We start from the raw sequence: 26987 nt of genomic DNA, 5'->3' as shown, positions 1-26987 counted from the left end.
GATGTTCGATCCAGTCAACGAACCTTCATTTCGTCTGGACGTAGCAGGTCTGTCCGATACCTTCGAGGTCCTGGCTTTTAGCGGTAAAGAAGCCATCAGTGAGCCTTTCGTGTTCGATGTGGACATGCTGATCGAGGACCCGACGCTCGACCTTGCCAGCCTGTTGTACCGTTCGGCTTCGTTGCACTTCGGGCCAGCAGGAAACAGCGTCCACGGACAATTGCATGAACTGGTCCAGCGTGACCATGGTTCGCCAATCAGGCTCTGCAAGGTTCGTATGGGGCCAAGGCTGTCTTGTCTTTCCCAGCGTTTCAGCGAGCGGATTTTCAGTTCGCGCTCGGTGCCGCAGATTCTCGACCAGGTGCTCAAGGAGCACGGCATCACCGGCCACGATCGACGCTTCGAACTGGATGGCGATTACCCGCTCCGCGATTTCTGTACGCAGTATCGGGAATCGGATCTGCAGTTTGTACAGCGCCTGTGCGCCCAGGAACGACTGCACTACCACTTCGAACACCAGGCGCAGGGGCACTGTGTGGTGTTTGGTGACGGTCGGGGGCCGTTTCGTTCCGGCGAGATGGCGGTTTTCCAGGATGAGGGGGAGCAACCGGCGGTGCGTCGTTTCGAGGTGCAGGGCTGCCGGGATAAAACGATGCACGCTGAAATCCGCACCGATCTGGCAACCCTGCGCAGTGGCCAGCTATTGCCGCTGTCCGGCCATCCGGTTGCCGGATGGAACCAGCCATGGCTGCTGACCCATGTCGAGCATCAGGGTAGCCAGGATCCTCATACGCCATACAGCAATCAGGTGCGTGCCATTCGGTGGGACATGCCTTTTGAGTCGCCTGATTGTGTGGTCAAACCAAAAATGCACAGCCTGCAAAGGGCATGGGTGGTTGAAGTCGATGAGCCCCGGCCTGATCCGTGCAGGCCGGTGGCGGTGCAGTTTGACTGGCTTTATCAGGGCGAAGGCGCAGCACCGAGCCACTGTTGGCTGCCATTGGCGCCGGAACTGCAATCAGCATCGGGCGCGCAACTGAGTGAAGGTACAGAGGTGGTGGTCAGCTTCATTGAAGGCGATCCGGATCAGCCATTGATCACTGGTTTTTTACACGCACCCAAACGAGTTGAAGCGGCCGGCGTGGTGTCCCTGGCCCAGTCCGCAGCCGACGATTGCCCTCCTGAAGGCGTGCAGGATTGGCTGCGCTCGGGTGAGCCGTTGCTGTTGCTGTGTCTATTGCCTGGCGGTGGCAGTTTCCATCATTGCGCGCAAACCCTTTGCACTTGCCGCGCGCTGACAGGGCTGAGCCAGAGTGGTGCGACATGATCACCGCGCAGACGCCCGATGCGCGGCCGCAGTGGTTTTTGCTGGATGCAACGGGCACGCCGCAGGCAGTTGCAACCCTGCAACACCGGTATGCCAATGGTCGCTGGTGCTGGTTGTTCGAAGACACGGAGTGGAATGTGCTGCGCGAGCAAGGTCCCGTGCTGGTCGATCTGCGCACGTGTCCGCGGCTGGCTGAGGAGTGCCGGCGTGACACACAGCACTGGCGCGGTCTGTTGCTGGTCAGTGAGGCGTCGGAGTCGACGTTGCTGGCGCACTTGCGGCGCATGCTTAGCGTTTCGCTCGGCCTGCACCATCGGGCCTTGCTCAGTTATTACAACCCATACACCGCCAGTTACTTTTTCGATGGTTGCGACGCCGGGGATCTGAGTCGCTGGCTCGGACCGATCAGCCAGTTGCGCTGGTTTGGCGGGACCTGGGCTGATCGCGCGATCGGCAGTCAGGGCTGGCAGCAGCTATTCAATCCGGGGCTTGACGTCAGGCCTTTGACCATCGAGGAAAACCTCAGCTCTCGGCAGCGGGAAAAACTGCAAACCTGTTTGCTGGAGCAACATGCCTGGCACTGGAGCCGATCCACCGGGACTGACTTCACCCGCCTGTGGTCGCATGTGCAGGACGGCTTGGCGCTGGGCTTCAGCGAGCGCGCGGTGCTCGATGGCTGGCTCTGGTTGCGCCTGCAGTACCCCCATGCCACGCCAACGCAGCCGTTGGTGGGACGAACCCAGCAGGAGCGTCTTGATGGCCTGCGCAACCGCTGGCAGAACGACCAACCCTGATTTACTCCCGGTCAATGGGCGCGGGTGAACCAGCCGTCGTTCCGGCGCAGTCGCCAGGCGATGGCGCCGAGGGTCAGGCTGCGCAGCAACATGAACAGCAGAAAGGTTATCCACAAGCCATGGTTGCCCAACCCCTGCAATGCCCAGCCAAACGGCACCAGCAGTATCACCGTCAGCAGCATGCCGTTGCGCATTTCCCGGGCGCGCGTGGCTCCGATGAACAGGCCGTCGAGCAGGTAGCTCCAGACTGCTATGAGCGGCAGCGCGGCAAGGTAGGGCAGGTAGATGAACGCGGTGTCGCGCACGCTCTCAATGTCGGTCTGCATCGCGATGAACAGGTGCCCGGCGAACAGGAACAACACGGCAAAACCCAGGCTCGCCAACAGTGACCATCCGCAGGCCACCACCAGCGAACGGCGCAAGGCATCGCGGTCGCGGGCGCCGATAGCATGCCCGCACAGGGCTTCCACAGCATGGGCCAGACCGTCGAGCGCATGGGCGGTCAGCAGCAAGCCGTTGAGCAGCAGGGCGTTGGCGGCGACCGTTGCATCACCCAGGCGCGCGCCTTGCACGGTGATCAGGAAAAATACCGATTGCAGCGCCAGGCTGCGGATGAAGATGTCACGGTTGACCGCCAGCAGCGGTCGCCAGCTCTGCCAAAGCGCCAGGGCGACCCAGGCGATGTGGCCGGGGTAGGCGCGCAGGGCATGGCGGGTCATCAGCAGGCCGATCAGCGCGCCGGTCCACTCGGCGATCACCGATGCCCGGGCGGCGCCGACCACGCCCCATTCCAGGCCAAGGACAAACCACAAGTTAAGGGCAATGTTGACCAGGTTGGTGCTCAGCAGAATCACCAGCGGTGCGCGGGCGTTCTGCGTGCCGAGGAACCAGCCGACCAGCGCATAACTGGCCAGCGCCGCCGGCAGGCCGAACAGCCGTGTGTGGAAGAACTCGCGGGTCATCTGATCCAGTTCCGCCGAGGGCTGCATGAAGTGCAGCGCAACCCCGCTTAACGGTACGCCCAGTGCGCCTAGCACCACGGCCAGCCCCATGGCCAACAACAAGCCTTGCAGCAGAATCTGCCGTAACGCCGCACCATCCCCGCGCCCGGCGGCCTGGGCGGCGAACCCGGTCGAGCCCATGCGCAGAAAGCCCATGGCCCAGGCGAGAAAGGTATACAGACTGGCCCCGACCGCGACGGCGCCGAGTTGATGGGCATGGGGCAAGTGACCGATGACGGTACTGTCCACCAGTGCCACCAACGGTACGGAAATGTTCGACAGAATCATCGGCGCAGCCAGCGCCCAGACCCGACGATGGGTAGGGCGGTCGCGCCAGTCGGCAATCAGGTTGGACATGCAGGCTCCTTGGGGGAGCGGGCATTGTAGCGACACGGGTGGAATCTGCCGCGAATCATGTGGGAGATGTTGATGTCAGTGCATGATCCAGCTGAGCAGCCATAACCCCAGCATCAACCAGATGATTCCCATGATGATCGACGCATTCATGAATGCACGAATCGCCGACCACAGCAGCACCAGGCCGAGGATCAGGATGGCGATGCTGATAATTGATGTGTCCATGCCCAGGGCCCGAGACAAGCCCTCGACGAAATTGCTGCTGGCGCGGCTCACCAACTGGAACAGGCCACTGAGAGCATCGACGATGAAGCGGATAACGGAGCCAAGGGCCTGGCCGAGCCACTCGAAAAAACCTTCTACCTGCATGGAATGAGCGTCCTGATGAAAGAGGGCATGCTTGCCGGAGTCGAACCTTGGGCTATCAATCACGGCACCGAGTTCCCTGTAGGAGCTGGCTTGCCAACGATCTTGTGTGGTAGCTGCCGAAGCGCGCGACCTTTGGATTATGGCGCAAAGTTCTTCGTCGCACTTGGGCGCTTGCCTTCACTCGCCATCCCCCCGAAGCTATACGCCTTCAGGAGAGCCCGATGAACCTTGTTGAACTGACCGAACGCCTGCACGCCATCCGCGACCGTAACGACTGGCGGCACTTTCACAGCCCGAAAAACCTGGCCATGGCCGCCAGCGTTGAAATGTCCGAGCTGGTGGAGATTTTCCAGTGGTTGAGCGAAGACCAGTCACGTCAATTGCCGGCGGACAAACTGGCCCACGCGGGGCAGGAAATCGGCGATATCGTGCTGTATCTGCTGTTGTTGTGCAGCGAGCTGGGTCTGGACATGAATGAAGTGGTACGCAGCAAACTGGCCGACAGCGAACGGAGGTTCAGCTGATGAGCGACCGTCATTTCGATCAACTGGCGACCCGCTTCGCGGAAAAAATCTACGGTGGGGCGAAAGGTGCGATCCGTCTGGCGGTGTTACAGGCCGACCTGGCCGAAACCCTGCCGGACCGGCCGCTGCGGGTACTCGACATCGGCGCGGGGCTGGGTCACATGTCGCTGTGGCTGGCCCAGCGCGGGCATCAAGTTACCTTGGCCGAACCTGCTGAACCGATGCTCGAAGGCGCCCGCCAGCGTTTCGCCGAGGCCGGGCAGAGCGCGACGTTCATTCAGGCGCCGTGGCAGGAACTGCTCGGTCAGCTTACCGAACCCTACGATCTGGTGTTGTGCCACGCGGTGCTGGAATGGCTGGCCGAACCCCACGCGATCCTGCCGGTGCTGCATCAACTGACCAAAGCGGATGGCTGGTTGTCCCTGGCCTTTTACAACCGTGATGCGCTGATTTACCGCAACTTGCTCAAGGGCCATTTCCGCAAGATGCGCAAGAACGACATGGCCGGTGAAAAGCAAAGCCTGACCCCGCAACAACCCCTTGATCCACGGGAATTGGCGGCGCAACTTGAAGGTATGTGGAAGGTCGAAACACAGAGCGGCGTGCGGGTTTTTCACGATTACATGCCGGTGGAGTTCCAGGCCCGCGCCGAGCTGGTGGACTTGCTGGAAATGGAGTTGGCGCATCGCCGCCATCCAAGTTTTTCCGGGCTTGGGCGTTACTTGCACTGGATCTGCCGGCCAGTCTGATTGGAGCGCGAAATGAACATTCGTTCGGGGTTGTTGGTGATGTGCCTGGGATTGACTGCGTGTCAGGGCAGCAACCCGTACGTGGCGTCTTCCAAACCCATTCCACCTGCACCGCCGCAAGCGGCCAATACTTTCGATCGCAGCGCTTACCCGGCGCCACCGCGCGACTATGGTCGCTACCGCAGTTGGGCCTGGCTCGACGGACATCTGCCGCCCGGCACGGCGTGGGCGGACTCGGCGCAAGTCGCCGAGGCGGTCAGCAACGCCCTCGACCAACGCGGTTTGCGTCCGTTGCATGACAATCGCCCGGCGGACCTGTTCGTCAGCGCCGACCTGCGCCTGGAAACGCGCTTGCGCCAGTACCGCGATGACTATGGTTACGGTGGCGCCTACTACGGCGGTTATGGTGGCTACAACCACTACAATAACGGGTATGGCCTGTACGGCAGTGTGCCGATCATCCGCACGTATCAGGAACAAGTCGTGGTGGTGCAGGTGGACATGTTTGACGCGCACAGCGGTCAGCCAGTGTGGAGTTCCAGCGCCGAAACCAGCCAGAGCGGCAGTCAGAGTCAGCAGGCTGATGCGATTCGCAAGGCTGTAGAAAAGGCCATGTCGGCGTATCCTCCCAGTTAGCGTCAATAGATGAGAATCATTTCGCAGGTTCATGTCTTCAACCGGAGAATCATCATGTTCCGCCGTTTCGCTTTACTGGCAGTGGCCGCGCTGCTCAGTGCCTGCGCCGCCAACCAGGTCAATCATGACTTCGATGCCAGCCGCGACTTCGCCGCCTATCGCAGCTGGAGCTGGAAAGAACCCGCCCTGCAATATCGCCCCGATGACCCACGGATCAAGAGCGACCTCACCGAACAACGCATCCGTGAGTCGGTTGAAGATCAACTGGATCAACGAGGCTTGCGCCATGCGGCCCCGGGTGCCAAGGGTGATTTGAATGTGCAGACTTACCTGGTTGTCGAAGAGCGTCAGCAGCAAGTGACGACCAACTACGGTGGTGGTTGGGGCAACCCGTGGAACGGCTACTGGGGCGCGCCGATGTACAACGAAACCCGGCTGGTCAACTACAAGGTCGCGACCATCCAGATCGACCTGATCGACGGCAAGGACGGTAAGTTGGTATGGCGTGGCAGTGATGAACAAATCCTCAGCCGCACGCCGAACCCGTCGGATCGCAGTAGCGCGATACACGAAACGGTCACCCGGATTCTTGCCAATTATCCACCCGGCAGTAAGTAGCTGGAAAATCAAAAGATCGCTGCCGAAGGCTGCGATCTTTTAATGTGTCAGGCAACCGGCCGCCAATGCCCCACCATATGCTCCAGATCCCCAACCCCCACCAACCGCAAATCCCCACTGGACCCCGCCGCACTGGCCAGTAACGTCACTTCGCTGGGCAGACGCACCGGTTTCTTGAATTGCACATGAATCTCGACATTCGCCGTCGGCAGATGATCGGCCAATGCGGCCAGTGCGCGCGCCTTGTTCCATAAGCCGTGGGCAATCGCCGAAGGAAAACCGAACAGCTTGGCGCTGGCCGCACTCAGGTGGATCGGGTTGTAGTCTCCGGACACTTTGGCGTACTGCCGGCCGATGTCCGAAGGGGCTTTCCAATGGGTGACTTCGGTCAGCGGCAGTATCGGGTCCAACGCCTCTTCTACGGGCTCGCCGTCAAGTTTGACGCCGCGACAGAGCATCTGGCTTTCGGCTTCCCACAACGGCCCCAATTGATCGTCCAGGGTTGTCACCAAGTCGAACGTTGCGCCCTTGGCGTGAGGTTGCAGGTTTTGCACCTGCACGCTGACCCGAACCCGATTGACCCCGCCCATTGGGCGCAGCACGCGAATGCGGTTGCTCAAGTGAATCAGGCCCAGCAACGGGAATGGAAACGCTTTGGCGGTGAGCAATTGCATCTGCAACGCAAACGCCAGCACATGTGGATAAGTCGGTGGCAGCAGACCGTTGTCGGCAAAACCACAGACGTTGCGATAGGCCGTCAACCGCTTCGGATCGACATCGACCCAGCAACGCAAACCTGAATCGGGCAGTGTGGTGCCGGTGATTTTTCGTCGCGTCGCCGCTTGCACATACAGGCCTGGCAGGCTGGGTTCGCGGTGAAGGGTGTGCCAGTCGGTGATCATGCTCATGCCCCCAGAACGCTTTGCCCGCAGACGCGCAAGGCTTGCCCGGTGAACGCGCCGGTGCCCGGTTGCGCCAGCCAGGCTACCGCTTCGGCGACATCCTGCGGCAGACCACCCTGACCGAGCGAACTCATCCGTCGCCCGGCTTCGCGCAGGCCGAAGGGAATGTGTGCGGTCATCTGGGTTTCAATGAATCCGGGAGCCACGGCATTGATGCTGATGCCCTGTGATTGCAGTTGCGGTGCCCAGGCTTGCGCGAGCCCGATCAGCCCGGCCTTGCTCGCCGCATAGTTGGTTTGCCCGCGGTTGCCGGCGATGCCGCTGATCGACGCCAGCAAAATCACCCGGCCGTTGTCTTGCAGGGTGCCGCTGTCGAGCAAGGCCTTGGTCAGAACTTGCGGGGCGTTGAGATTGACTGCGAGCACTGCGTCCCAGAATTCCGGGGTCATGTTGGCCAGGGTTTTGTCCCGGGTGATCCCGGCGTTGTGCACCACGATGTCGATGCCGTCGGGCAACTGTGCAACCAGTTGCGTGGCGGCGTCTTCGGCGCAGATGTCGAGGGTGATGCTGCGCCCGCCGAGACGTGCGGCGAGGGCTTCGAGATCGGTTTTGGCCGGTGGTACGTCAAGCAGGATGACCTCGGCGCCATCACGGGCCAGGGTTTCGGCGATGGATGCACCGATGCCGCGTGCGGCGCCGGTAATCAATGCCTTGCGCCCAGACAGTGGGCGTGTCCAGTCCGTTACTTGGGTTTCACAAGCATTCAGGCGAACCACTTGCCCGGACACGAAAGCACTTTTCGGCGAGAGGAAAAACCGCAGCGGGCCTTCCAGTTGATCTTCGGCTCCTTCGCCGACATGGATTAACTGCAAGGTGCCGCCGCTGCGCAGTTCCTTGGCCAGCGAGCGGCTGAATCCTTCAATCGCGCGCTGGACGCTGGCGGCGAACGGATCGCTCAAGCTCTGCGGGTCACGCCCGAGAATCACCAAATGCGCGCAGTGATCGAGGTTTTTCATCAGCGGCTGGAAGAACTCGCGCAACTGCTTGAGTTGATCGGTCTGCACCAGGTGAGTGGCATCAAACACCACGGCTTTCAGTTTCGGGCCGTGGCCGGGAATCCATGCCGTCGCCATGGAGGGTTCGGTGCTGTAGCTGTAAATCGCGTCGGTCAGGCGATTGGCGAAGGCGCTGACTTTCTCCGCCAGCGGCCCGCCACCAATCAGCAATGCCCCTTCGACCGGGCGCAAGCGGCCAGCTTGCCAGCGTTCCAGGCGTACCGGTGAAGGCAGGCCCACGGCCCCGACCAGACGATGGCCGAGAGAGGAATTGGCGAAGTCGATATAGCGGTCAGACATGGAACGCGCTCCGGCAGCTGGGGTTCAAAGTGTGGACCACGAATGGCGATCAGTCGTTCGATCCACGAGATAAGGCCTACGCTTGATCACAGCAGCTTAGTTTGAACACCGGATTTTGTGGCAATGCATCCCCTGTAGGAGGGCTTGCCCGCGATAGCGATTTATCGGTCACATCCATGCTGAATGTGCTGCCGCCATCGCGGTCAAGTCCGCTCCTACAGGGATAGCTCTAACTTTTGGATGTTTATTGGGAGCTTTTCATGACTCAACTGCGCCGCGTCGCGATCATCGGCGGTAACCGAATTCCTTTCGCCCGTTCCAACGGGCCGTACGCCACCGCCAGTAATCAGGTCATGCTCACCGCCGCGCTCGAAGGTTTGATCGAACGCTACAACTTGCACGGCCAGCGCATTGGCGAAGTGGTCGCGGGGGCGGTGCTCAAGCTGTCGCGGGACATGAACCTGACGCGCGAGTGCGTACTCGGTTCGCGGCTGTCGCCGGCCACTCCGGCCTATGACATCCAGCAGGCGTGCGGCACCGGGCTGGAGGCGGCGTTGCTGGTGGCGAACAAAATTGCGCTGGGTCAGATCGACTGCGGCATTGCCGGTGGCGTCGACACCACCTCGGATGCGCCGATCAGCGTCAACGAAGGGCTGCGCAAGATCCTGCTGCAAGCCAACCGCGCCAAGTCCACCGGCGACAAACTGAAAACCTTCCTGCAATTACGGCCCCGGCATTTGATTCCCGAATTCCCACGCAATGGCGAACCGCGCACCGGGTTGTCCATGGGGCAACATTGCGAGTTGATGGCGCAGACCTGGAACATCCCCCGCGAAGAACAGGATCGACTGGCCCTGGAGAGTCATCAAAAACTGGCCGCGTCCTACGCCGAAGGCTGGCACAACGATTTGATGACGCCGTTCCTCGGCCTTACCCGCGACAACAATCTGCGCCCGGATTCGACGCTAGAAAAACTTGCCGCACTCAAACCGGCCTATGAAAAAAGTGCCAAGGGCACCCTGACGGCGGGCAACTCCACACCGCTGACCGATGGTGCGTCTGTGGTACTGCTGGGCAGTGAAGAGTGGGCCAGGGAACGCGGCTTGCCGATTCTCGCGTACATGCGCGACGGCGAGGCGGCGGCGGTGGATTTCGTCAATGGCGCCGAGGGGCTGCTGATGGCCCCGGTATACGCCGTGCCGCGTTTGCTGGCACGCAACGGCCTGACGCTGCAGGACTTCGATTACTACGAAATCCACGAAGCGTTCGCCGCGCAAGTGCTGTGCACGCTCAAGGCTTGGGAAGACGCGGATTACTGCAAAACCCGTCTCGGCCTCGATGCACCGTTAGGCGCCATCGACCGCAGTCGGCTTAACGTCAAGGGCAGCTCGCTGGCGGCGGGACACCCGTTTGCCGCCACGGGCGGGCGCATCGTCGCCCACCAGGCGAAACTGCTTGATGCGGCGGGGAAGGGGCGGGGATTGATCTCTATCTGCGCGGCGGGTGGTCAGGGCGTGACCGCCATCCTCGAACGCTGATGTTTTCTGTAGGAGCTGGCTTGCCAGCGATGGGGACGCCACATTCAACATCACTGTTGCCTGACACGCCGCTATCGCTGGCAAGCCAGCTCCTACGGATATTGCGTTGATTGATTCGAGTTGCGACATGGCCTAACGTCGGCCCTATCAGCCGTCTCGCAACATAAGGTCTGTCGATGCCGACTAACGGACAAATATCCCTCGAACGAAGCATTCCGCCTCTTACCGTCTTGCCGCGTCCGCTGTTTGCCCGGGTCGAGAGCCTGAACGCCGGTTCGTGGACTCCGCCCCATCGCCATGACTGGGTACAGTTTTCCTACGCCATCAGTGGCGTGCTCGGTGTGCACACGGCGGAGGGCAGTTTCTTCGCACCGCCGCAATGGGGTATCTGGATTCCGGCGGATCTGGAACACCAAGTGGTGACGTCGATGCGCGCCGAAATGCGCAGCCTGTACGTGCGGCGTGAGGACTGCCAGTGGGCGGACGAGCGTTGTCGGGTGCTGGAAGTGACGCCGCTGGCCCGGGAATTAATTAAAAGCTTTTGTTCGATGCCAGTGGAATATCCACAGGGCGACAGCCAGGAAGCGCGGTTGGTGAGTGTGTTACTGGATCAGTTGGCGACGCTGCCGGAAGTCGGATTTTCCCTGCCGTTGCCGCGGCATGAACGATTGCTGGGGCTATGCAACGAGCTGATCGAGAATCCCGAGCGTAACGTGACGTTGCAGCAATGGGCGGAACGATTGGGCACGTCGGAAAAAACCCTGATGCGACTGTTCCAGCGGGAAACCGGGTTGAGCTTCCGCGGCTGGCGCCAGCGTGTGCGCCTGTTATCGTCGTTGAGTTTGCTGGAGGAGGGCGACAGCGTGACCAATGCCGCGCTGGCCTGTGGGTATGACTCGACGTCGGCGTTTATTGCGGCGTTCAAAAGTCTGTTCGGGTTTACCCCGGGAGAGCTCTTCCGGCAGTGACGGCCCCATCGTTGGCAAGCCAACTCCTACAAGGACGATGCAAAAACCTGTAGGAGCTGGCGTGCCAGCGATCGACCGCGAAGCGGTCGCCGGTCAGGTACGGAACCGACGCACCAACCCGTCCAGCTCATTCGACAACCCCGCCAGACTCTGGGAATCCAGCCGCGCCGAGTTCGCCAGTTCCGCCACCAACTGCGCATCACCATGGATCTGGCTGATGTGCCGGTTGATGTCTTCAGCCACTTGATGCTGTTGCTCAGCCGCCGTGGCGATCTGGGTGTTCATGTCGCGGATCACGTCCACCGACTCGCGAATCTGCCCGAAGCTGCTGCGTGCTTCACCAATACGCGTGACCGATTGCTGCGACACTTCCAGGCTCGCATGCATCTGCTGAGTGACCTGGCTGGTGCGCTTGGCGAGGTTGCCCAGCAAACCATCGATTTCCGCCGTGGAATCAGCCGTGCGCTTGGCCAGCGCGCGCACTTCGTCCGCCACCACCGCAAAACCGCGACCTTGTTCGCCGGCCCGAGCTGCCTCAATCGCGGCGTTAAGCGCGAGCAAGTTGGTTTGCTCGGCGATCGAACGGATGGTGCCGAGGATCGACTGGATGTCGTTGCTGTCGCGCTCCAGTTGCTGCATTGACTGCGCCGACTGTTCGATTTCCTGGCTCAGGCGATCGACGCTGCTCACCGCGGCATCAATTTGCTGCTGACCTTCGCGAGCCTGACGCTGACCACTGTCGGCGGACTCGGCCGCCTGACTGCAGGAACGCGCCACTTCGTTGGCCGTGGCGACCATTTCGTGGAACGCGGTGGACACCATGTCCACGGCTTCACGCTGGCGTCCGGCCGCTTCGGCCATGTCGCTGGAAACCTGGGTCGAGCTCTTTGACGTTGCGAGGATTTTGGTCGCGGCACCGCCAATGCTCTGGATCAGGTTGCGGATCGCGGTGAGGAACTGGTTGAACCAGCTGGCCAATTGCGCGGTTTCGTCGCTGCCGCGAATTTGCAGGTTTTTCGTCAGGTCCCCTTCGCCCTGGGCAATGCCTTCCAGGCCATTGGCGACGCTGCGGATCGGACGCACGATGACGCTGGCGAAGCTGGCGCCGACCACGGCGAAGATCACCGCCAGTGCCGCCGCGATGATCGCGATCAACCAGGTCAGTTGGGTCGCCGTGCTCATCACGTCGCTCTGCTTGATCAGGCCGATGAAGGTCCAGCCCAGTTGCTCCGATGGCCAGACGTTGGCCATGTAGCGTTCGCCATTGAGTTCGACTTCAACCAGGCCTTTGCCGGCCTTGGCCAGTTGCGCATAACCCTCGCCGAGGCTGCCCAGGGCCTTGAAGTTGTGTTCCGGTTGCTTCGGGTCGACCAGCACGGTGCCGGTGTTTTCCAGCAGCATCAGGTAGCCGCTTTCGCCGAGCTTGATCTGCTTGACCAGTTCGGTCAGCTGCTTGAGCGACACGTCGATGCTGACCACGCCGCCGTTGGTGCCCAGCTTGTTGTCGATGGTACGGACGGTACTGACGTAGGACGTATCGGTTTGCGCCCAGTAATAGGCTTCGGTACGGAACGGCTTGCCCGGTTTGGCCTGGGCCGCCTTGTACCACGGACGCTGGCGCGGGTCGTAGTTGGCCAGCTTGGCATCGTCCGGCCAAGACACATAACCACCGGCGGCGGTGCCGAGAATCGCGTAGGCATAGGACGGGTGGGCGTTGCCCAGGTCCTGCAGGAAACCAAAGAGTTTTTTGTCCGCCTCACCTTGAGGAATGCTGGCGGCGTTGGCGCTCATGTAGGTCTTGAGGCTGTCGTCAGAGTTGGTGATCAGCGGTTGCTTGGCCAGGTACTCGACGTTTTGGCTGATGCCGTCGAAGAACAGTTGCATGGCATTGCTGACCTGACGGATTTCGCGACCGCTGCTGTCGACGAATTCGTCCTTGGCATCACTGCGCAAGTTCAGCACAACGAGGGTGGCGACCAGCACCACGGGCAAGCAGGCGATGATTGCAAACGCCCAGGTCAACTTCTGTTTGATGTTCATCCGCGCTCCAGATTTTCTTGTAGGCCCACGCAGTGCAGATGACTCGCGGTTTATTGGCAGCCGTAAACGTTCTAATGAACCCGGATCCGTGAGTGCGGCATCGTTATTGTTGTAGAAACGATTGTCGGACAAATCAGTTTGTCACTTAGGACTTCGGCGGCTGTCGGAGGAAATTGAGGACTGATTTGAAAAATCCTGCGAGGGGTATGAATCCGGATGTCAGCTTCTGTCACAAATGCCCTCGCATCCCTTGGATAGCAAGTGCTGCGGCCTCGGCTATGATCCTCGGCGACCGCTGACGGATCGCAGGTTTTGCTGATGAAAACGGCACATTGTGTGCATTGGCAATGTTCATAGGTCGGCACCCCCTCCCCCGATTGCGTGGATTGCCGTATAACGAATGACTTTCGCGTGTTTGGTAATAAAGGACCCACAATAAAAGCTGATGAAGACTCCAAAACGCATTGAACCCCTGATCGAGGACGGTCTGGTCGACGAGGTGCTGCGCCCACTCATGAGTGGTAAAGAAGCAGCTGTTTATGTGGTGCGCTGCGGCAACGAGTTACGTTGCGCGAAGGTCTACAAGGAGGCGAATAAACGCAGTTTTCGTCAGGCGGCCGAGTATCAGGAAGGCCGCAAGGTACGCAACAGCCGTCAGGCGCGGGCCATGGCCAAGGGTTCCAAGTTTGGCCGCAAGGAAACCGAAGACGCCTGGCAGAACGCCGAAGTGGCGGCGCTGTTCCGTCTGGCCAGTGCCGGTGTGCGAGTGCCCAAGCCGTATGACTTCCTCGAAGGCGTGCTGCTCATGGAACTGGTGGCCGACGAGTACGGCGATGCCGCGCCGCGTCTGAACGACGTGGTGCTGGAACCGGACCAGGCGCGCGAGTATCACGCGTACCTGATCTCGCAGATCGTGCTGATGCTGTGTACCGGTCTGGTGCACGGTGACTTGTCCGAGTTCAACGTGCTGCTGACGCCGACCGGTCCGGTGATCATCGACCTGCCGCAAGCAGTGGACGCGGCGGGCAACAACCACGCGTTCAGCATGCTGGAGCGGGATGTGGGCAACATGGCGTCCTACTTCGGGCGGTTTGCGCCGGAGTTGAAAAAAACCAGGTACGCCAAGGAAATGTGGGCCCTGTACGAGGCCGGTACCTTGCACCCGGCCAGTATCCTGACTGGCGAGTTCGACGAACCGGAAGAGTTGGCCGACGTGGGCGGCATCATGCGCGAGATCGAGGCTGCACGCCTGGATGAAGAGCGCAAGCAAGCGGCCCGCGCCGCTGACGATGCACCGCCAAGCAAGGCCGAAGAACCGCCTCCACCCTGGATGCAGTGAGCGGCTAAAGAAAAACCCGGCTTCGGCCGGGTTTTTTATGTCCGTCACAAAACCCTCTGTAGGAGCAAGCTTGCTCGCGATAGCGTCGGCACATTAAAAATCAAAGTGTCAGGACCTCTGCCATCGCGAGCAAGCTTGCTCCTACAGGTGTTAGGTATTAGTCGTGGGAGTGCAGCACCCCGACTCAAGATTCTTGAGAATCGGACAATCGGGCCGATGATCGCCCTGACAATGCTCAACCAGATCCTGCAAAGTATCGCGCAGCTGCCCCAACTCCCGGATCTTCTGGTTCAGCTCATCAATATGCTGACGCGCCAATGCCTTCACATCGGCACTGGCGCGCTGGCGGTCTTGCCAGAGGGTCAGCAACTTGCCGACCTCTTCCAGGGAAAACCCCAAGTCCCGTGAGCGTTTGATGAAAGCCAGGGTGTGCAGGTCGTCGTCACCGTAAACCCGGTAACCACTGTCGGTGCGATGGGCCGCCTTGAGCAAGCCGATGGACTCGTAATAACGGATCATCTTGGCGCTCAGGCCGCTGTGGCGAGCCGCTTGGCCGATGTTCATCGGTTGTCCTCCAGATCCTCGGGTTTCCAGGTTTTCAACAGTAACGCATTGCTCACCACGCTAACGCTCGACAACGCCATCGCGGCACCCGCCAGCACCGGGTTGAGGAAGCCGAAGGCCGCCAATGGAATGCCGATCAGGTTATAGACGAAGGCCCAGAACAGGTTCTGCCGGATCTTCGCGTAGGTCTTGCGACTGATTTCCAGTGCCGCAGGCACCAGGCGCGGATCGCCGCGCATCAGCGTTATTCCGGCGGCGTGCATGGCCACGTCGGTGCCGCCGCCCATGGCGATACCGATGTCGGCGGCGGCCAGTGCCGGGGCGTCGTTGATGCCGTCACCGACCATCGCCACCACGCCGGTTTTTTTCAGCGCGACGACCGTGGCGGCTTTGTCTGCCGGCAGTACTTCGGCGTGCACGTCGCTGATGCCCAGTGCATCGGCCACCACTTTGGCGCTGCCACGGTTGTCGCCGGTCAGCAGGTGGCTGCTGATGTGGCGAGCGCTGAGTTGCTGCACCGCTTGCAGCGCGCCAGGCTTGAGCGTGTCACCGAAGGCGAACAGGCCCAGCACCGTTGGCTCGGGGCTTTGTTCGATCAGCCAGGACAAGGTTCGGCCTTCGTTTTCCCACACGCCTGCCGATTCTGCCAAAGGACCGGCATTCAAACCGCATTCTTCCAGCAAGCGACGATTGCCCAGCGCCAGGCGCCGTCCGTCGAGAATGCCAGCGATGCCTCGTCCGGTCAGGGACTGGCTCTCGGTGACATCGGCCACGCTCAGTCCGCGTTCGGCGCATGCGTCCAAAACAGCCTTGGCCAGCGGGTGTTCACTGCCGCGTTGCAGCGCGCCGGCCATTTGCAGCAGGGCGGCATCATTTCCGTCGATGGCGCTCAGATGGGCGATGCGCGGAGTGCCGGAGGTCAGGGTGCCGGTCTTGTCGAACACCACCGCACGGACTTCATGGGCACGTTCCAGCGCTTCGGCGTCTTTGATCAGGATCCCGTAGCGCGCCGCTACGCCAGTACCGGCCATGATCGCGGTCGGCGTGGCCAGGCCCAGCGCGCACGGGCAGGCGATCACCAACACCGCGACGGCGTTGATCAAAGCGGTTTCGATGGAAGCGCCATACAACCACCAGCCGATCAAGGTCGCCAGTGCCAGCAGCAAAACCACCGGCACGAAGATTTGGCTGACTTTATCCACCAGTTTCTGGATCGGTGCCTTCGCCGCTTGAGCGTCCTCCACCAGTCGAATGATCCGCGCCAGCACAGTTTCCGCACCGAGTGCCTGGGTGCGCACGAGCAACCGCCCTTCGCCATTGATCGCGCCGCCGGTGACCTTGTCGCCCGGTTGTTTCGGTACCGGCAGGCTTTCGCCGCTGATCAGCGCTTCGTCGGCATGACTCTGGCCTTGGACCACTTCACCGTCCACCGGGAAGCGTTCGCCGGGTTTGACCAACACCAGGTCATCGAGGCGCAGGGCGCTGATGGCGACATCTTGCTCACGGCCGTCAATTACTTGAATCGCCCGCTCCGGACGCAAGGCTTCGAGGGCGCGAATGGCGCTGGCGGTCTGGCGTTTGGCGCGGCTTTCGAGGTATTTGCCGAGTAATACCAAAGCGATTACCACCGCGGACGCTTCGAAATACAGATGCGGCATGCGCCCGGCGGCGGTGGCCCATTCGTAGACGCTCAAGCCGTAACCAGCGCTGGTACCGAGGGCGACCAGCAAGTCCATGTTGCCGGCACCGGCGCGCACGGCTTTCCATGCCGCCACATAAAACCGCGCACCGAAGATGAATTGCACTGGTGTTGCCAACGCGAATTGCGCCCAGGCCGGGAGCATCCAGTGCACGCCGAACGGTTGCAGCAGCATCGGCAGCACCAACGGCAAGGCGAGGGCAATGGCCGCGATCAAGGCCCAGCGTTCGCGGTGCAGGCGGGTTTGTTGATTGTCGGTTGTTGGGTGTTGGGCTTCCCAGACGCTGGCGCTGTAGCCAGCCTTGGTCACGGCGCCGATCAAGATTTGCGGATCGATCTGGCCGAGCAGTTCCAAGTGCGCCCGTTCATTAGCCAGGTTGACGCTGACGCTCTTCACCCCCGGCACTTTGTTCAGCGCCCGTTCAACGCGACCGACACAGGAAGCGCAGGTCATGCCGTCAATGCTCAATTCAAGGCTCTGCTGCGGCACGCTGTAACCGGCCATTTGCACCGCCTCCATCAAGGCCGGCAGGCTGTCGACAGGCGCTTGAACACGGGCCAGCTCGGTGGCGAGGTTGACGCTGACGGCACTGGCGCCGAGCACCTTGCTCAAGGCACGCTCGACACGACCGGCGCAACTGGCGCAGGTCATACCGGCAATCGGCAGATCGAAGGTGGTGGATTCGGACATGGGTCACGCTCCCTGTAGAAGATGCCTACAGGATCAACCTTGCCATGTTGGCAAGGTCAAGCGCCAATCTGAAATTCGCCGCAATTCCAATTGTAGGAGCAAGCTTGCTCGCGATGGCGGCGGCACACTCGACATGGATGTGACTGTCAGACCGATTTCGCGAGCAGGCTCGCTCCTACAGGGGAAGGCGACTCAATATCCGAGTGCCGCAGGCTTCAAATACATCCCTTCCTGCGTCATCGCAATCCGGAACTTCAACACATCCCCGGCCTTGAGCGTGATGTTCTGCGACCCCGGCGCCAACATTCCCGGATTGCAACCGGGTGCCTGGCCCGGCAACAGTTTCAGTCGCAGCGACACATTGCCCGGCGGCAGGTTGAACGAGGTGCTTTCCTCCTGGAACAGTCGCGCCGAAAGCTGATCCTGGATATACACGCCGATCTCGCAACTCGTCGACACTTCCAGCCGCTCGCGGGAAATGACCAGCACGCCATAATCCTCCCCGGCGGCATTGGCCGAAGGCAGGGCCGCGAAAAGGCTGAGGAAGCCAAACAGGCTGAAAGCTGACCAGCGCATGGGCTGAATCTCCTGAGATCGAGTCATAGATGGACGCAGCTTGGCCGAGCGCGGCGCCGATTGCCACCCCGGCAGATCATTTCAGAACTTGACCTTGCCATGATGGCAAGCTCGACACTGCACGAAGGCATATCAAAACAGCTCATTTAAGGAGTCGTCCCATGCAAGTGTTCAATGTTGAAGGCATGTCCTGCGGTCACTGCGTCAAGGCCATCACTCAAGCCGTTCAGGCCAAGGACCCGGCCGCCAGCGTGCATATCGATTTGGCTGCCAAAGAAGTCGGCGTAGAGAGTGCGCTGACCACCGATCAGGTGATCGACGCGATCAACGAAGAAGGCTATGACGCAAGGTTGGCCTGATTTTAATAGTTAGCGTGCTATCGGAATGTTCAAGGCGTCCATGCGCGGCTAGACTGTCGGGCTGCCGACTTGCCCAACTGGATGCTTGATGAACTTCCGTACCATTCTGATTCTTGGCGCCTTGAGCGCGTTCGGTCCGCTGGCGATCGACTTTTATTTGCCGGCGTTCCCGGCGATGGCGCTGGCCTTTGGCACCGATGAACAGCACGTACAGCTGACACTCGCGGCGTATTTCCTCGGCTTGTCCATCGGACAGCTGGCCTACGGCCCGGTGGCGGATCGTTTTGGCCGACGCATTCCCTTGTTGATCGGCGTCGGCTTGTTCACCGCCGCCTCGTTGTTGTGCGCCTATGCGCCGAACCTCGACTGGTTGATCGGCGCGCGGTTCATCCAGGCGCTGGGCGGGTGCGCGGGGATGGTGATCTCGCGGGCGGTGGTCAGCGACAAATGCGATGCGGTGGGGTCGGCGAAAGTCTTTTCACAGCTGATGCTAGTGATGGGTTTGGCGCCAATTCTTGCGCCGATGTTGGGTGGATTACTGGTTAACACCACCGGTTGGCAGTCGATCTTCCTGGCGCTGACCGGGTTCAGTGCCTTGGCAGGTCTGGCCGTGGCGCTCGGATTACCGGAAAGCATGCCCGATCATTTGCCACGCCAACCCTTGTCCGGCGCGTTGCGTCAGTACGGGCGTCTGTTGAAGGACCCGGTGTACCTCGGCCATGCCCTGACAGGCGGTATCGCCATCGCCGGGATGTTTTCCTACATTGCCGGATCGCCGTTCGTCATCATCAAGCTCTATGGCATCCCGGCCGAGCATTTCGGCTGGTTCTTCGGTGTGAATGCAGCGGGCTTCATTCTCGTGGCCCAGGTCAACGCGCGGCTGTTGGCCAAGCGTGGCCCGGCGTTTCTGCTCACGCGCACCGTCTGGATTTACCTCGGTGCCGGCCTGGCCTTGCTCGCCGTCAGTGCGTTGCACACCGAACAGCTGTGGCCGTTGTTGATCCCGTTGTTTGTCTGCATCGCAAGTCTGGGTTGCATCCTGCCCAATGCTTCGGCCTGCGCGATGAACGGTCAGGGTGCGCGGGCCGGCAGTGCCTCGGCGATGCTCGGTTGCCTGCAATTCAGCGTCGCCGCTGGCGCCGCCGCGCTGGTCGGCGTCTTGCACGACGGCAGCGCCGTGCCGATGGCCATGGTCATCAGCCTGTGCGGAATTCTGGTGGTGAGTGCGGCGACGCTCACCTGGCGGTTGCAAAAAGCCCGGGCACTGGCGCAAGCCCAGGTGTAGGGACGGACTCAGCCAGCGGCGCGCTGCTGACGGTCGGGGATCTGATGGGGCGCGTGCAATCGCGCTTCAAGGGTATTGGTGAAGGCCCGCGCTTCTGCTTCGCTGCGGAAGGTGACTGCGTGTTGGTCCAAACGGACTTGCCACTGGGATTTTGCCAATTCTTTTATCAGGATCTTCATTACTGCCGGCCTCCTCAAGTAAAAGATTGTCTCGCAGAGGTTTCGATTGTAGTCCTGAATTGGATGGCAATTATGACAGCGGTCAACCTTCGGACTGACGGTGTGCAGATCAACAAGTCGCACTCCTTGTAGGAGCCCGGCTTGCCGGCGATGGCGATCCGAAGAGCGCTATCGCCGGCAAGCCGGGCTCCTACAGGTGCGTGCCTTATTAGTCCTTAGAACCCTTCCAGCACAATCTTGCCCTTGGATTTACCGCTTTCCAGCAGTTCATGGGCCCGACGCAAGTTGGCCGCATTAATGGTGCCGAAGTGTTCGCCAACCGTGGTTTTCAGCGTCCCGGCATCGATCAGTTGCGCCACGCGGTTGAGCAGTTTGTGTTGCTCGATCATGTCCGCGGTCTCGAACAGTGAGCGCGTGTACATGAACTCCCAGTGCAGCGACAGGCTCTTGCGCTTGAGCTTGGTCACGTCGAGGGCTTTCGGGTCATCGATCAGGGCCAGTTTGCCTTGGGGAGCCAACGCCTCGACCAGTTGATCCAGGTGCTGATCGGTCTGGGTCAGGCTGGCGACATGGGTGATGTGATTGAGGCCGATGCGCTTGAGTTCTTCACTCAACAGTTGGCTGTGGTCGATCACCTGATCGGCGCCAAGTTCTTTCACCCAGCTCTGGGTTTGCGGCCGTGAAGCGGTGCCGATGACGTTCAGACCGGTCAGTTGTTTGGCCAGTTGCGTGAGGATCGAACCTACACCGCCAGCCGCGCCAACGATCAGCAGGCTCTGGCCTTCATCGGTTTTGCCTTCGCGCACTTGCAGGCGTTCGAAGAGCAATTCCCACGCAGTAATAGCGGTCAGTGGCAGGGCGGCGGCTTCGGCGAACCCGAGGGTCTTCGGCATGTGGCCAACGATCCGCTCATCCACCACGTGCAGTTCGCTGTTGCCGCCAGCGCGGGCGATGGAGCCTGCGTAGAAGACTTTGTCGCCGGCCTTGAACAACGTCACTTCACTGCCGACTGCCTTGACCACGCCCGCCACATCCCAGCCCAGCACTTTTGCCACGCCACCCTCGGGCTGGACGTTCTGGCGGACTTTGGTGTCCACCGGGTTGACCGAAATGGCTTTGACTTCCACCAACAGGTCACGAGGCCCGGCAACCGGTTCTGGCAGCTCGATATCTTGCAGGGATTTTTCGTCGCTGATCGGCAGCGAGGCGTAGTAGGCAATGGCTTTCATGAAGGCTCCGCAAATTAGTAGAAGAAATCAGGCGAGGGTGCGCAGGCGCTTGAGTTCGAAGTGTTCGAGAAAATCGCCGGCCTTGGCGCGGAAGTTCTGGACGTGTGCGCTGGCATCGTGGGCTTGCAGGGCTTCGTCGCTGCTCCACTGTTCAATCATGTAAAAGGCCAGAGGGTTGGCCAGGTCCTGATGCAGATCGTACTGGCCGCAACCGGCTTCGGCGCGAGTCGGTTCTATCAGTGCTCGCAGGTGCTGTTCGAGGGCGTCCTGCTGGCCGGCTTTGGCGATGAGGGTGGCGATAGCGGTAAATGGCTGGGACATCTGAGACTCCGGAAACGAGATGATTGCGATGGACAGATGATTGGCTATTTCTGTGGAAGATAAAACCCGCTAAAAGAGCAGTCTCTTTCAATGTTTTTTTGATAATCGGTGCTGTAGATGCTGCGTTTTGATGACTTACAGTTGTTCGTTCGGGCGGCGGACCTGGGCAGTCTGTCGGCAGCTGCGCGGGGCATGGACATGTCGGCGGCGGTGGCCAGCGCCGCGTTGAAGCGTATCGAACAGCAACTCGGCGCCCGATTGCTCGCCCGTTCCACCCGCAGCCTGCGCCTGACCGCTGAAGGTGAAGGCTTTCTCGAATATGCCCGCGCGGCGCTGAGCAACCTCGATGAAGGCCGGCGCTTGCTGGCCAGCGGTCAGGATCAAGTCAGCGGGGTATTGCAGCTGTCGGCGCCATCGGACTTCGGTCGTAACCTGCTGCTGCCCTGGCTCGACGAGTTTCAGCGCGAGCACCCGAAACTCACCGTGCGCCTGCTATTGGGCGATCGCATCGCCGACCTGTTCCGCCAACCGGTGGACATTGCCCTGCGTTACGGCGAGCCGGAAGATTCCAGCCTGGTCGCGTTGCCGATTGCCCCGCAAAATCGTCGCGTGCTGTGTGCCGCTCCGAGTTACCTGGCCCGGCATGGCGAACCCCGTCATCTGGAGCAACTGGCGCAGCACAATTGCTTGTTGTTCATGCTCGGCAGCCGGGTTCACGATCACTGGAGTTTCCACGACGGCAAACGCGAGGTCAGCCTGACGGTCAGCGGTGATCGTTTCAGTGACGATGCCGATGTCGTCCGTCTGTGGGCCATCGCGGGTGCCGGAATCGCCTACAAGTCCTGGCTCGATGTGGCCGCGGATGTGCTCGCCGGCCGATTGAAAGTGCTGATGCCGGAACTGCTTTGTGAGCGCGCACCGCTGAATCTGCTGTGCGCCCATCGCGCGCAATTGAGTAAGCCGGTGAACCTTTTGCGGGAAAAACTGGCCAGTCGATGTGCCGCCTTGAGCCGTCATTTTCCGGGGTTGGCGGGTATCGATCATTAGTCGCAGGCAAAAAGCGAAATTTCCCTCAGGAACTATCACCACCAACGGTTTGCAGAGGGCAGGAACCGGCGGTCAACCCGCCTATACTAGCGCTCGCCTCATGTACGCACCGTCGCTTGCAAGCGATGGCGTTGCCCGGTTTATGGCGGTATCCGCGTCTTGGCCGACGACACATTACTGGTCAAGATGCCTCTGAGCAGTAGACGAAACGATTCAACAGGGAGTGAATACATGGAACATGCACCTTGCATCAGTCAGATCGCCACATTGCTGGCTGACCCAAAGCGCAGCGCAATGATGTGGGCCTTGATGGACGGCTCGGCGCGACAAACCGAGGAGCTGGGATTGTTGGCCGGCCTGTCACCGTCCTCGGCCAGTGCACATCTGGGGCGTTTGTCTGCCGGAGGTCTGTTGAAAGTCGAAACACGGGGTCGCAAGCGTTTTTTCCGTCTGGCGGCCCCGGAAGTCGGGGCTGCAATCGAAGCCCTGGCCAGCGCTACGCTGGCCAGTACACCCCGGGAAGTCCCGGATATTTTCAAGCGTACTTCACCCCTCACCAAACCTCAGGCAACGCGCTCGTCATTGTTGCGCGCACGGCTTTGCGACGACCATCTGGGAGGCACCCTGGCGGCGGATTTGTACCAGCGTTTGCTGGATGCGGGCTGGATCGAACAGTTCGACCAGCGGGTGACCATCACGCTCAAGGGCGCAACAGAACTGGCGGCGCGCGGTGTTTTCATTCAGGCACTGGCTCACCGTAACGGTCGGGCCGCGTGTGCTTGTCCTGACTGGAGCGAAAGACGCCCGCACATGGGCGGGTCATTGGGTGCGGCGTTGTTGCAGCTGTTCATGCAGTCCGGCTGGATGAGCCTGCCGAACGAATCGCGCGCCTTGCAACTGACTGCCGTCGGGCAGCGTGAAATCCATTGTTTTGCCACGCAAACCGAACTGGAAGTGGCGTTCTAGAACTCCTGAACACAAAACGCCTGTAGGAGCTCGCTTGCCAGCGATAGCGGACCTGCGTTCAACATCAATGTTGAACGTGATGGCCTCTTCGCTGGCAAGCCAGCTCCTACAGGCGATGCGGGATGCTTAAGGTTTCACCAACCGCGCATCCAGGCTGTTCTGTGCCAGCCGTTTGGCCTGATCCTGGGTCATGCCCAGATCGGTGTACAGCGCATGGAAGTTCTCGGTGACGTAACCGCCGAAGTACGCCGGGTCATCCGAATTCACGGTGACTTTCACGCCACGCTCGAGCATGTCGAGGATGTTGTGCTGCGACATGTGATCGAACACGCAGAGCTTGGTGTTCGACAACGGGCACACGGTCAGCGGGATTTGCTCGTCGATGATGCGCTGCATCAAACGCTCGTCTTCGATGGCGCGCACGCCATGGTCGATGCGCTGGATTTTCAGCAGGTCGAGGGCTTCCCAGATGTACTCGGGCGGGCCTTCTTCACCGGCGTGGGCGACGGTCAGGAAGCCTTCATGACGGGCACGGTCAAACACGCGCTGGAACTTGCTTGGCGGGTGACCCATCTCGGAACTGTCCAGACCCACAGCCACGAAGGCATCGCGGAACGGTAATGCCTGGTCGAGGGTTTTCTCGGCTTGTTCTTCGCTCAAATGGCGCAGGAAGCTCAGGATCAAACCGCTGGTGATACCCAGTTGCTGCTCGCCGTCCTTCAACGCGGCGGCGATGCCGTTGAGCACCACCTCGAACGGGATGCCACGGTCGGTGTGGGTCTGAGGATCGAAGAACGGTTCGGTGTGAATCACGTTCTGCGCCTTGCAGCGCAACAGGTAGGCCCAGGTCAGGTCGTAGAAATCCTGAGACGTGCGCAACACGTCGGCGCCCTGGTAGTACAGGTCGAGAAACTCTTGCAGGTTGTTGAAGGCGTAGGCCTTGCGCAGGGTTTCGACATCGCTCCACGGCAGGGCGATCTTGTTGCGCTCGGCCAGGGCGAACAGCAACTCAGGCTCCAGCGAGCCCTCAAGGTGCAGGTGCAGTTCTGCCTTGGGCAGGGCGTTCAGCCAGTCGTACATATTCTTTTCTCATCAGGTGCAGATGACCGGCATTCTACAGGTGCTTGCAGAAACAATTGGCAAAACCTGACCGGAAGGTTCATCACACCGCTTCCTGTTCCCGACGATAGGCGTAGGTATCGGCGAAACGAGAGAGCAGGAATTCGGCGCAGGTAGTGGTCGGATATTTCGCCGGGTGCGATTCATCCTGACAACCGGGCAGGCATTCGATGCGGGTGTCGGGGTGCGGTTCGGCAAAAAATGGCATCGAGTAACGATCCACGCCCAGGGGACTGATCACCCGGTGCGGAGTAGATAAATAACGGTCGTTGCTCCAGCGCGCCATCATGTCACCGAGGTTGACCACGAACGTTCCCTTGATGGGCGGTGCGTCGATCCATTCACCCTTGACGTTGCGTACCTGCAAACCACCGGCCGAATCCTGGTAGAGCAGGGTAATGCAACCATAATCGGTATGAGCTCCGGCGCCTTGTTGTTCTGCAGAGCTGGCGGTGTGGCGCGGCGGGTAATGAATCATGCGCAACACACTGACCGGGTCGTTGAAGCGTGAGTCGAAAAAGTCGCGCTCTATGCCCAACGCCAGGGTCATCGCCCGCAACAGGGTTTGAGCGAGGGCCTGCATGTCGACGTAGTGTTCCTCCATCAGTGCTTCCCAGCCTGGCATTGACGGATGGCGGTTAGGGCCCCGCAAGGGTTTTTCCGCCAGCACGTCGGGATGGTCGGCTGGCAGGTTCAGGCCCATGTCGAAGGTTTCTTTCAGGTCACTGGGTTTGCTCGGATCGAGTTGCTCGGTGGCAATGGCGCCGTAACCGCGATGGTGACGGGTCTGGGTGATGTCGATCTTCAACTTCTCGGCGGCAGGCTGGGCGAAGAAGCGTTTCGCACTGTCGAGCACGGCGTCGATACGCGCGGCGGATATGGGGTGTCCCTTGATGTAGAAGAAGCCCCATTCGCGGCAGGCGTGGTCGATCTGCTTTGCCACGGCGGGCCAGGCATTTTGGTCGGCGCTGTAGAGTGGGGCAATGTCGATGATTGGAAGTTGGTTCATTTTGCGGCCCAGAGTGCGAAGTGAACCTGGAGGTGCTGGCTTGTCAGCGATGGGGCCTTTCGATCCAACATCATTGTTGAATGTTTTTTCGCCATCGCTGGCAAGCCAGCTCCTACAGGGGGGTGTGTTTGAGGCGTTACTTCGGCATCTCGGCCTTCATGCCTTCCACGTAATAATTCATCGAGGCCAATTCCGCATTCGTCGCACTCACCCCCGCCGCAATTTTCTCGACCCCGGCCTGGTCCTTGATCGGGCCGGTGAACGGATGCAGCGCACCGCTCTTGATGTCGGCGATGATCTGCTCGGCCTCGGCTTTCACCGGTGCCGGCACCAGGTCGCTGATCGGCAACTCCACCGTGCCTTCCTTCAATCCACCCCAGTAGTCCTGGGATTTCCAGGTGTGATCGAGCACGGCTTGGGTCGCCTGAACGTAATGCGGGCCCCAGTCGTTGACGATGGAGGTCAACACCGCTTTCGGACCGAAGTGCGCCATGTCCGAAGCGTAGCCCACGGCATACACGCCACGCCGTTCAGCAGCCTGGATCGGCGCCGGGCTGTCGGTGTGCTGGAACACCACGTCCACGCCCTGGTCGATTAGCGCGTTGGCGGCATCGGCTTCCTTGCCCGGATCGAACCAGGAATTGACCCACACCACTTTGATTTCGGTGCCCGGGTTGTACTTGTTCAGGGCCAGTTGAATGGCGTTGATGTCGCGGATCACTTCCGGGATCGGGAACGACGCGACGTAGCCGATCTTCTTGGTCTTGGTCATCTTCGCCGCGAGGAAGCCGCCGACGTATCGGCCCTCGTAAGTGCGCGCCAGGTAAGTGCCGAGGTTCTTGTCCTGCTTGTAGCCGGTGGCGTGTTCGAAGACCACGTTTGGAAATTGCTTGGCGACTTTCAGCGTCGGGTTCATGTAGCCGAAAGAGGTGGTGAAGATCAGGTCGTACTTGTCCTTGGCCATGTTGCGGATGACCCGCTCGGCGTCCGCCCCTTCGGCGACGTTCTCCACATAGTTGGTGGTGATCTGCGAACCGAATTTCTCCGCCAGCACCTTGCGCCCCTGTTCATGCTGATACGTCCAGCCGTGGTCACCGATCGGACCGATATAGACGAAGCCGACTTTCAGCGGGTCGGCGGCACTGGCGGTCAGGCTGGCGCTCAGACCGATGGTCGCGACAACGGCGCAAAGCAGCTTCTTCAACGGACGTTTGTGCATGAATTGGAACTCCATTTTGTTGTGTGTGCAGAGGGCCAATGCAAATTGCTGACCAACAAGACAACAAACGGTTTGAAATCGGAGTGAGGCCATCGCTGGCAAGCCAGCTCCTACAGACGTTACGCGAATTCTGTAAAAGCTGACTTGCCAGCGATGGGGTCGGTAAGGCCGATAAAAGGGCACCTGCCAAACCGGCTGCATGCTGTT

27 protein-coding genes are annotated in these 26987 nt (G+C 60.5%); 13 read left to right on the top strand and 14 right to left on the bottom strand.

Features of this window, described 5'->3' with window-relative positions; all coding sequences use genetic code 11:
* Position 1: 1 nt before the first annotated feature.
* On the top strand, positions 2-1327 hold the full coding sequence (locus ABVN21_RS20360) for a contractile injection system protein, VgrG/Pvc8 family (RefSeq protein WP_339554227.1): 1326 nt from the start codon (positions 2-4) through the stop codon (positions 1325-1327).
* Positions 1324-2121 (top strand): DUF4123 domain-containing protein, encoded by a 798-nt coding sequence (locus tag ABVN21_RS20355; protein ID WP_339554226.1) that lies wholly within the window; start codon positions 1324-1326, stop codon positions 2119-2121. Before ABVN21_RS20360 ends, ABVN21_RS20355 begins: the two co-directional genes overlap by 4 nt.
* A gap of 11 nt (positions 2122-2132) precedes the next feature.
* On the opposite strand, the gene ABVN21_RS20350 is transcribed toward ABVN21_RS20355, so the two are convergent.
* The gene (locus ABVN21_RS20350) at positions 2133-3479 is read right to left on the bottom strand and encodes an MATE family efflux transporter (protein ID WP_339554225.1); all 1347 of its coding nucleotides are present in this window, start codon (positions 3477-3479) and stop codon (positions 2133-2135) included.
* Between the two features lie 75 nt (positions 3480-3554).
* A complete protein-coding gene (locus ABVN21_RS20345) occupies positions 3555-3848 on the bottom strand; it encodes a hypothetical protein (protein WP_034149729.1) in 294 nt (97 codons plus the stop codon).
* Positions 3849-4069: 221 nt separating this feature from the next.
* Here ABVN21_RS20345 and ABVN21_RS20340 point away from each other — a divergent pair, with 221 nt between their 5' ends.
* The 4 genes from ABVN21_RS20340 to ABVN21_RS20325 are packed head-to-tail and all read left to right on the top strand — an operon-like array spanning position 4070 to position 6375.
* Positions 4070-4372: a MazG-like family protein gene (locus ABVN21_RS20340; protein WP_339554224.1), complete on the top strand. Its 303-nt coding sequence runs from the start codon at positions 4070-4072 to the stop codon at positions 4370-4372.
* Positions 4372-5121: a methyltransferase domain-containing protein gene (locus ABVN21_RS20335; protein WP_339554223.1), complete on the top strand. Its 750-nt coding sequence runs from the start codon at positions 4372-4374 to the stop codon at positions 5119-5121. Before ABVN21_RS20340 ends, ABVN21_RS20335 begins: the two co-directional genes overlap by 1 nt.
* Before the next feature lie 12 nt (positions 5122-5133).
* Entirely contained in the window at positions 5134-5757 is a 624-nt protein-coding gene (locus tag ABVN21_RS20330) for a DUF4136 domain-containing protein (RefSeq protein WP_339554222.1), read from the top strand.
* A gap of 54 nt (positions 5758-5811) precedes the next feature.
* A complete protein-coding gene (locus ABVN21_RS20325; RefSeq protein WP_339554221.1) occupies positions 5812-6375 on the top strand; it encodes a DUF4136 domain-containing protein in 564 nt (187 codons plus the stop codon).
* Positions 6376-6422: 47 nt separating this feature from the next.
* Here the strand turns inward: ABVN21_RS20325 and ABVN21_RS20320 are convergent, their stop codons facing one another.
* A complete protein-coding gene (locus tag ABVN21_RS20320; RefSeq protein ID WP_339554336.1) occupies positions 6423-7277 on the bottom strand; it encodes a MaoC/PaaZ C-terminal domain-containing protein in 855 nt (284 codons plus the stop codon).
* A gap of 2 nt (positions 7278-7279) precedes the next feature.
* Positions 7280-8632 carry a 3-oxoacyl-ACP reductase gene (locus ABVN21_RS20315; protein WP_339554220.1) on the bottom strand — a complete coding sequence of 451 codons (1353 nt, stop codon included), beginning with the start codon at positions 8630-8632 and terminating at the stop codon, positions 7280-7282.
* A 260-nt stretch (positions 8633-8892) separates the two neighbouring features.
* Between ABVN21_RS20315 and ABVN21_RS20310 the strand changes: the two genes are divergently transcribed.
* Positions 8893-10170, top strand: a complete 1278-nt coding sequence (locus tag ABVN21_RS20310) for an acetyl-CoA C-acetyltransferase (protein ID WP_339554219.1) — start codon at positions 8893-8895, stop codon at positions 10168-10170.
* A gap of 176 nt (positions 10171-10346) precedes the next feature.
* Positions 10347-11138 carry a helix-turn-helix transcriptional regulator gene (locus ABVN21_RS20305; protein ID WP_339554218.1) on the top strand — a complete coding sequence of 264 codons (792 nt, stop codon included), beginning with the start codon at positions 10347-10349 and terminating at the stop codon, positions 11136-11138.
* A 93-nt stretch (positions 11139-11231) separates the two neighbouring features.
* Here the strand turns inward: ABVN21_RS20305 and ABVN21_RS20300 are convergent, their stop codons facing one another.
* Entirely contained in the window at positions 11232-13178 is a 1947-nt protein-coding gene (locus ABVN21_RS20300; protein ID WP_339554217.1) for a methyl-accepting chemotaxis protein, read from the bottom strand.
* Positions 13179-13623: 445 nt separating this feature from the next.
* Here ABVN21_RS20300 and ABVN21_RS20295 point away from each other — a divergent pair, with 445 nt between their 5' ends.
* Positions 13624-14517 carry a PA4780 family RIO1-like protein kinase gene (locus tag ABVN21_RS20295; RefSeq protein WP_339554216.1) on the top strand — a complete coding sequence of 298 codons (894 nt, stop codon included), beginning with the start codon at positions 13624-13626 and terminating at the stop codon, positions 14515-14517.
* A 150-nt stretch (positions 14518-14667) separates the two neighbouring features.
* Here the strand turns inward: ABVN21_RS20295 and cueR are convergent, their stop codons facing one another.
* From cueR to ABVN21_RS20280, 3 genes are all read right to left on the bottom strand, one after another.
* Positions 14668-15081, bottom strand: a complete 414-nt coding sequence (gene cueR, locus ABVN21_RS20290; RefSeq protein ID WP_339554215.1) for a Cu(I)-responsive transcriptional regulator — start codon at positions 15079-15081, stop codon at positions 14668-14670.
* Positions 15078-17471, bottom strand: coding sequence for a heavy metal translocating P-type ATPase (locus tag ABVN21_RS20285; protein ID WP_339554214.1), 2394 nt, complete (start codon positions 17469-17471; stop codon positions 15078-15080). The genes cueR and ABVN21_RS20285 overlap by 4 nt, the downstream gene beginning before the upstream one ends.
* Before the next feature lie 192 nt (positions 17472-17663).
* Complete coding sequence (locus ABVN21_RS20280; protein WP_339554213.1) at positions 17664-18047, bottom strand: hypothetical protein; 384 nt, start codon at positions 18045-18047, stop codon at positions 17664-17666.
* A 161-nt stretch (positions 18048-18208) separates the two neighbouring features.
* Between ABVN21_RS20280 and ABVN21_RS20275 the strand changes: the two genes are divergently transcribed.
* Positions 18209-18406, top strand: coding sequence for a cation transporter (locus ABVN21_RS20275; protein ID WP_339554212.1), 198 nt, complete (start codon positions 18209-18211; stop codon positions 18404-18406).
* Positions 18407-18494: 88 nt separating this feature from the next.
* The gene (locus tag ABVN21_RS20270) at positions 18495-19691 is read left to right on the top strand and encodes a multidrug effflux MFS transporter (protein WP_339554211.1); all 1197 of its coding nucleotides are present in this window, start codon (positions 18495-18497) and stop codon (positions 19689-19691) included.
* Between the two features lie 8 nt (positions 19692-19699).
* Here the strand turns inward: ABVN21_RS20270 and ABVN21_RS20265 are convergent, their stop codons facing one another.
* From ABVN21_RS20265 to ABVN21_RS20255, 3 genes are all read right to left on the bottom strand, one after another.
* Positions 19700-19870, bottom strand: coding sequence for a hypothetical protein (locus ABVN21_RS20265; protein ID WP_339554210.1), 171 nt, complete (start codon positions 19868-19870; stop codon positions 19700-19702).
* 215 nt (positions 19871-20085) lie between these two features.
* Positions 20086-21099: a zinc-binding alcohol dehydrogenase family protein gene (locus ABVN21_RS20260; RefSeq protein WP_339556737.1), complete on the bottom strand. Its 1014-nt coding sequence runs from the start codon at positions 21097-21099 to the stop codon at positions 20086-20088.
* Positions 21100-21126: 27 nt separating this feature from the next.
* Entirely contained in the window at positions 21127-21420 is a 294-nt protein-coding gene (locus tag ABVN21_RS20255; protein ID WP_339556738.1) for a putative quinol monooxygenase, read from the bottom strand.
* A gap of 117 nt (positions 21421-21537) precedes the next feature.
* Between ABVN21_RS20255 and ABVN21_RS20250 the strand changes: the two genes are divergently transcribed.
* Together ABVN21_RS20250 and ABVN21_RS20245 are read left to right on the top strand one after the other, a co-directional pair.
* Entirely contained in the window at positions 21538-22467 is a 930-nt protein-coding gene (locus tag ABVN21_RS20250) for a LysR family transcriptional regulator (RefSeq protein ID WP_339556739.1), read from the top strand.
* Between the two features lie 231 nt (positions 22468-22698).
* Positions 22699-23433, top strand: coding sequence for a helix-turn-helix transcriptional regulator (locus tag ABVN21_RS20245; RefSeq protein WP_339556740.1), 735 nt, complete (start codon positions 22699-22701; stop codon positions 23431-23433).
* A 126-nt stretch (positions 23434-23559) separates the two neighbouring features.
* Here ABVN21_RS20245 and ABVN21_RS20240 read toward each other — a convergent pair whose 3' ends face one another.
* The 3 genes from ABVN21_RS20240 to ABVN21_RS20230 all read right to left on the bottom strand — a co-directional run bounded on the left by ABVN21_RS20240 (position 23560) and on the right by ABVN21_RS20230 (position 26780).
* A complete protein-coding gene (locus ABVN21_RS20240; RefSeq protein ID WP_339556741.1) occupies positions 23560-24513 on the bottom strand; it encodes an adenosine deaminase in 954 nt (317 codons plus the stop codon).
* Positions 24514-24595: 82 nt separating this feature from the next.
* On the bottom strand, positions 24596-25561 hold the full coding sequence (locus ABVN21_RS20235; protein WP_339556742.1) for a 2-oxoglutarate and iron-dependent oxygenase domain-containing protein: 966 nt from the start codon (positions 25559-25561) through the stop codon (positions 24596-24598).
* A gap of 136 nt (positions 25562-25697) precedes the next feature.
* Positions 25698-26780, bottom strand: coding sequence for a BMP family ABC transporter substrate-binding protein (locus ABVN21_RS20230; protein WP_339556743.1), 1083 nt, complete (start codon positions 26778-26780; stop codon positions 25698-25700).
* Positions 26781-26987: the final 207 nt, after the last annotated feature.

The organism is Pseudomonas sp. MYb327, from assembly GCF_040438925.1.
Taxonomy (GTDB): Bacteria; Pseudomonadota; Gammaproteobacteria; order Pseudomonadales; family Pseudomonadaceae; genus Aquipseudomonas.
This window is presented reverse-complemented; position numbering and strand designations above follow the sequence as displayed.

Bases quoted from the DNA above. Each gene is read 5' to 3' on its own strand.
- ABVN21_RS20340 (WP_339554224.1), top strand. From the start codon at position 4,070: ATGAACCTTGTTGAACTGACCGAACGCCTGCACGCCATCCGCGACCGT.
- ABVN21_RS20275 (WP_339554212.1), top strand. From the start codon at position 18,209: ATGCAAGTGTTCAATGTTGAAGGCATGTCCTGCGGTCACTGCGTCAAG.
- ABVN21_RS20345 (WP_034149729.1), bottom strand. From the start codon at position 3,848: ATGCAGGTAGAAGGTTTTTTCGAGTGGCTCGGCCAGGCCCTTGGCTCC.
- ABVN21_RS20270 (WP_339554211.1), top strand. From the start codon at position 18,495: ATGAACTTCCGTACCATTCTGATTCTTGGCGCCTTGAGCGCGTTCGGT.
- ABVN21_RS20240 (WP_339556741.1), bottom strand. From the start codon at position 24,513: ATGTACGACTGGCTGAACGCCCTGCCCAAGGCAGAACTGCACCTGCAC.
- ABVN21_RS20245 (WP_339556740.1), top strand. From the start codon at position 22,699: ATGGAACATGCACCTTGCATCAGTCAGATCGCCACATTGCTGGCTGAC.
- ABVN21_RS20280 (WP_339554213.1), bottom strand. From the start codon at position 18,047: ATGCGCTGGTCAGCTTTCAGCCTGTTTGGCTTCCTCAGCCTTTTCGCG.
- ABVN21_RS20255 (WP_339556738.1), bottom strand. From the start codon at position 21,420: ATGTCCCAGCCATTTACCGCTATCGCCACCCTCATCGCCAAAGCCGGC.
- ABVN21_RS20355 (WP_339554226.1), top strand. From the start codon at position 1,324: ATGATCACCGCGCAGACGCCCGATGCGCGGCCGCAGTGGTTTTTGCTG.
- ABVN21_RS20320 (WP_339554336.1), bottom strand. From the start codon at position 7,277: ATGATCACCGACTGGCACACCCTTCACCGCGAACCCAGCCTGCCAGGC.
- ABVN21_RS20300 (WP_339554217.1), bottom strand. From the start codon at position 13,178: ATGAACATCAAACAGAAGTTGACCTGGGCGTTTGCAATCATCGCCTGC.
- ABVN21_RS20265 (WP_339554210.1), bottom strand. From the start codon at position 19,870: ATGAAGATCCTGATAAAAGAATTGGCAAAATCCCAGTGGCAAGTCCGT.
- ABVN21_RS20325 (WP_339554221.1), top strand. From the start codon at position 5,812: ATGTTCCGCCGTTTCGCTTTACTGGCAGTGGCCGCGCTGCTCAGTGCC.
- ABVN21_RS20310 (WP_339554219.1), top strand. From the start codon at position 8,893: ATGACTCAACTGCGCCGCGTCGCGATCATCGGCGGTAACCGAATTCCT.
- ABVN21_RS20315 (WP_339554220.1), bottom strand. From the start codon at position 8,632: ATGTCTGACCGCTATATCGACTTCGCCAATTCCTCTCTCGGCCATCGT.
- ABVN21_RS20360 (WP_339554227.1), top strand. From the start codon at position 2: ATGTTCGATCCAGTCAACGAACCTTCATTTCGTCTGGACGTAGCAGGT.
- ABVN21_RS20285 (WP_339554214.1), bottom strand. From the start codon at position 17,471: ATGTCCGAATCCACCACCTTCGATCTGCCGATTGCCGGTATGACCTGC.
- ABVN21_RS20230 (WP_339556743.1), bottom strand. From the start codon at position 26,780: ATGCACAAACGTCCGTTGAAGAAGCTGCTTTGCGCCGTTGTCGCGACC.
- ABVN21_RS20330 (WP_339554222.1), top strand. From the start codon at position 5,134: ATGAACATTCGTTCGGGGTTGTTGGTGATGTGCCTGGGATTGACTGCG.
- ABVN21_RS20350 (WP_339554225.1), bottom strand. From the start codon at position 3,479: ATGTCCAACCTGATTGCCGACTGGCGCGACCGCCCTACCCATCGTCGG.
- ABVN21_RS20305 (WP_339554218.1), top strand. From the start codon at position 10,347: ATGCCGACTAACGGACAAATATCCCTCGAACGAAGCATTCCGCCTCTT.
- ABVN21_RS20295 (WP_339554216.1), top strand. From the start codon at position 13,624: ATGAAGACTCCAAAACGCATTGAACCCCTGATCGAGGACGGTCTGGTC.
- ABVN21_RS20260 (WP_339556737.1), bottom strand. From the start codon at position 21,099: ATGAAAGCCATTGCCTACTACGCCTCGCTGCCGATCAGCGACGAAAAA.
- ABVN21_RS20235 (WP_339556742.1), bottom strand. From the start codon at position 25,561: ATGAACCAACTTCCAATCATCGACATTGCCCCACTCTACAGCGCCGAC.
- ABVN21_RS20250 (WP_339556739.1), top strand. From the start codon at position 21,538: ATGCTGCGTTTTGATGACTTACAGTTGTTCGTTCGGGCGGCGGACCTG.
- ABVN21_RS20335 (WP_339554223.1), top strand. From the start codon at position 4,372: ATGAGCGACCGTCATTTCGATCAACTGGCGACCCGCTTCGCGGAAAAA.
- cueR (WP_339554215.1), bottom strand. From the start codon at position 15,081: ATGAACATCGGCCAAGCGGCTCGCCACAGCGGCCTGAGCGCCAAGATG.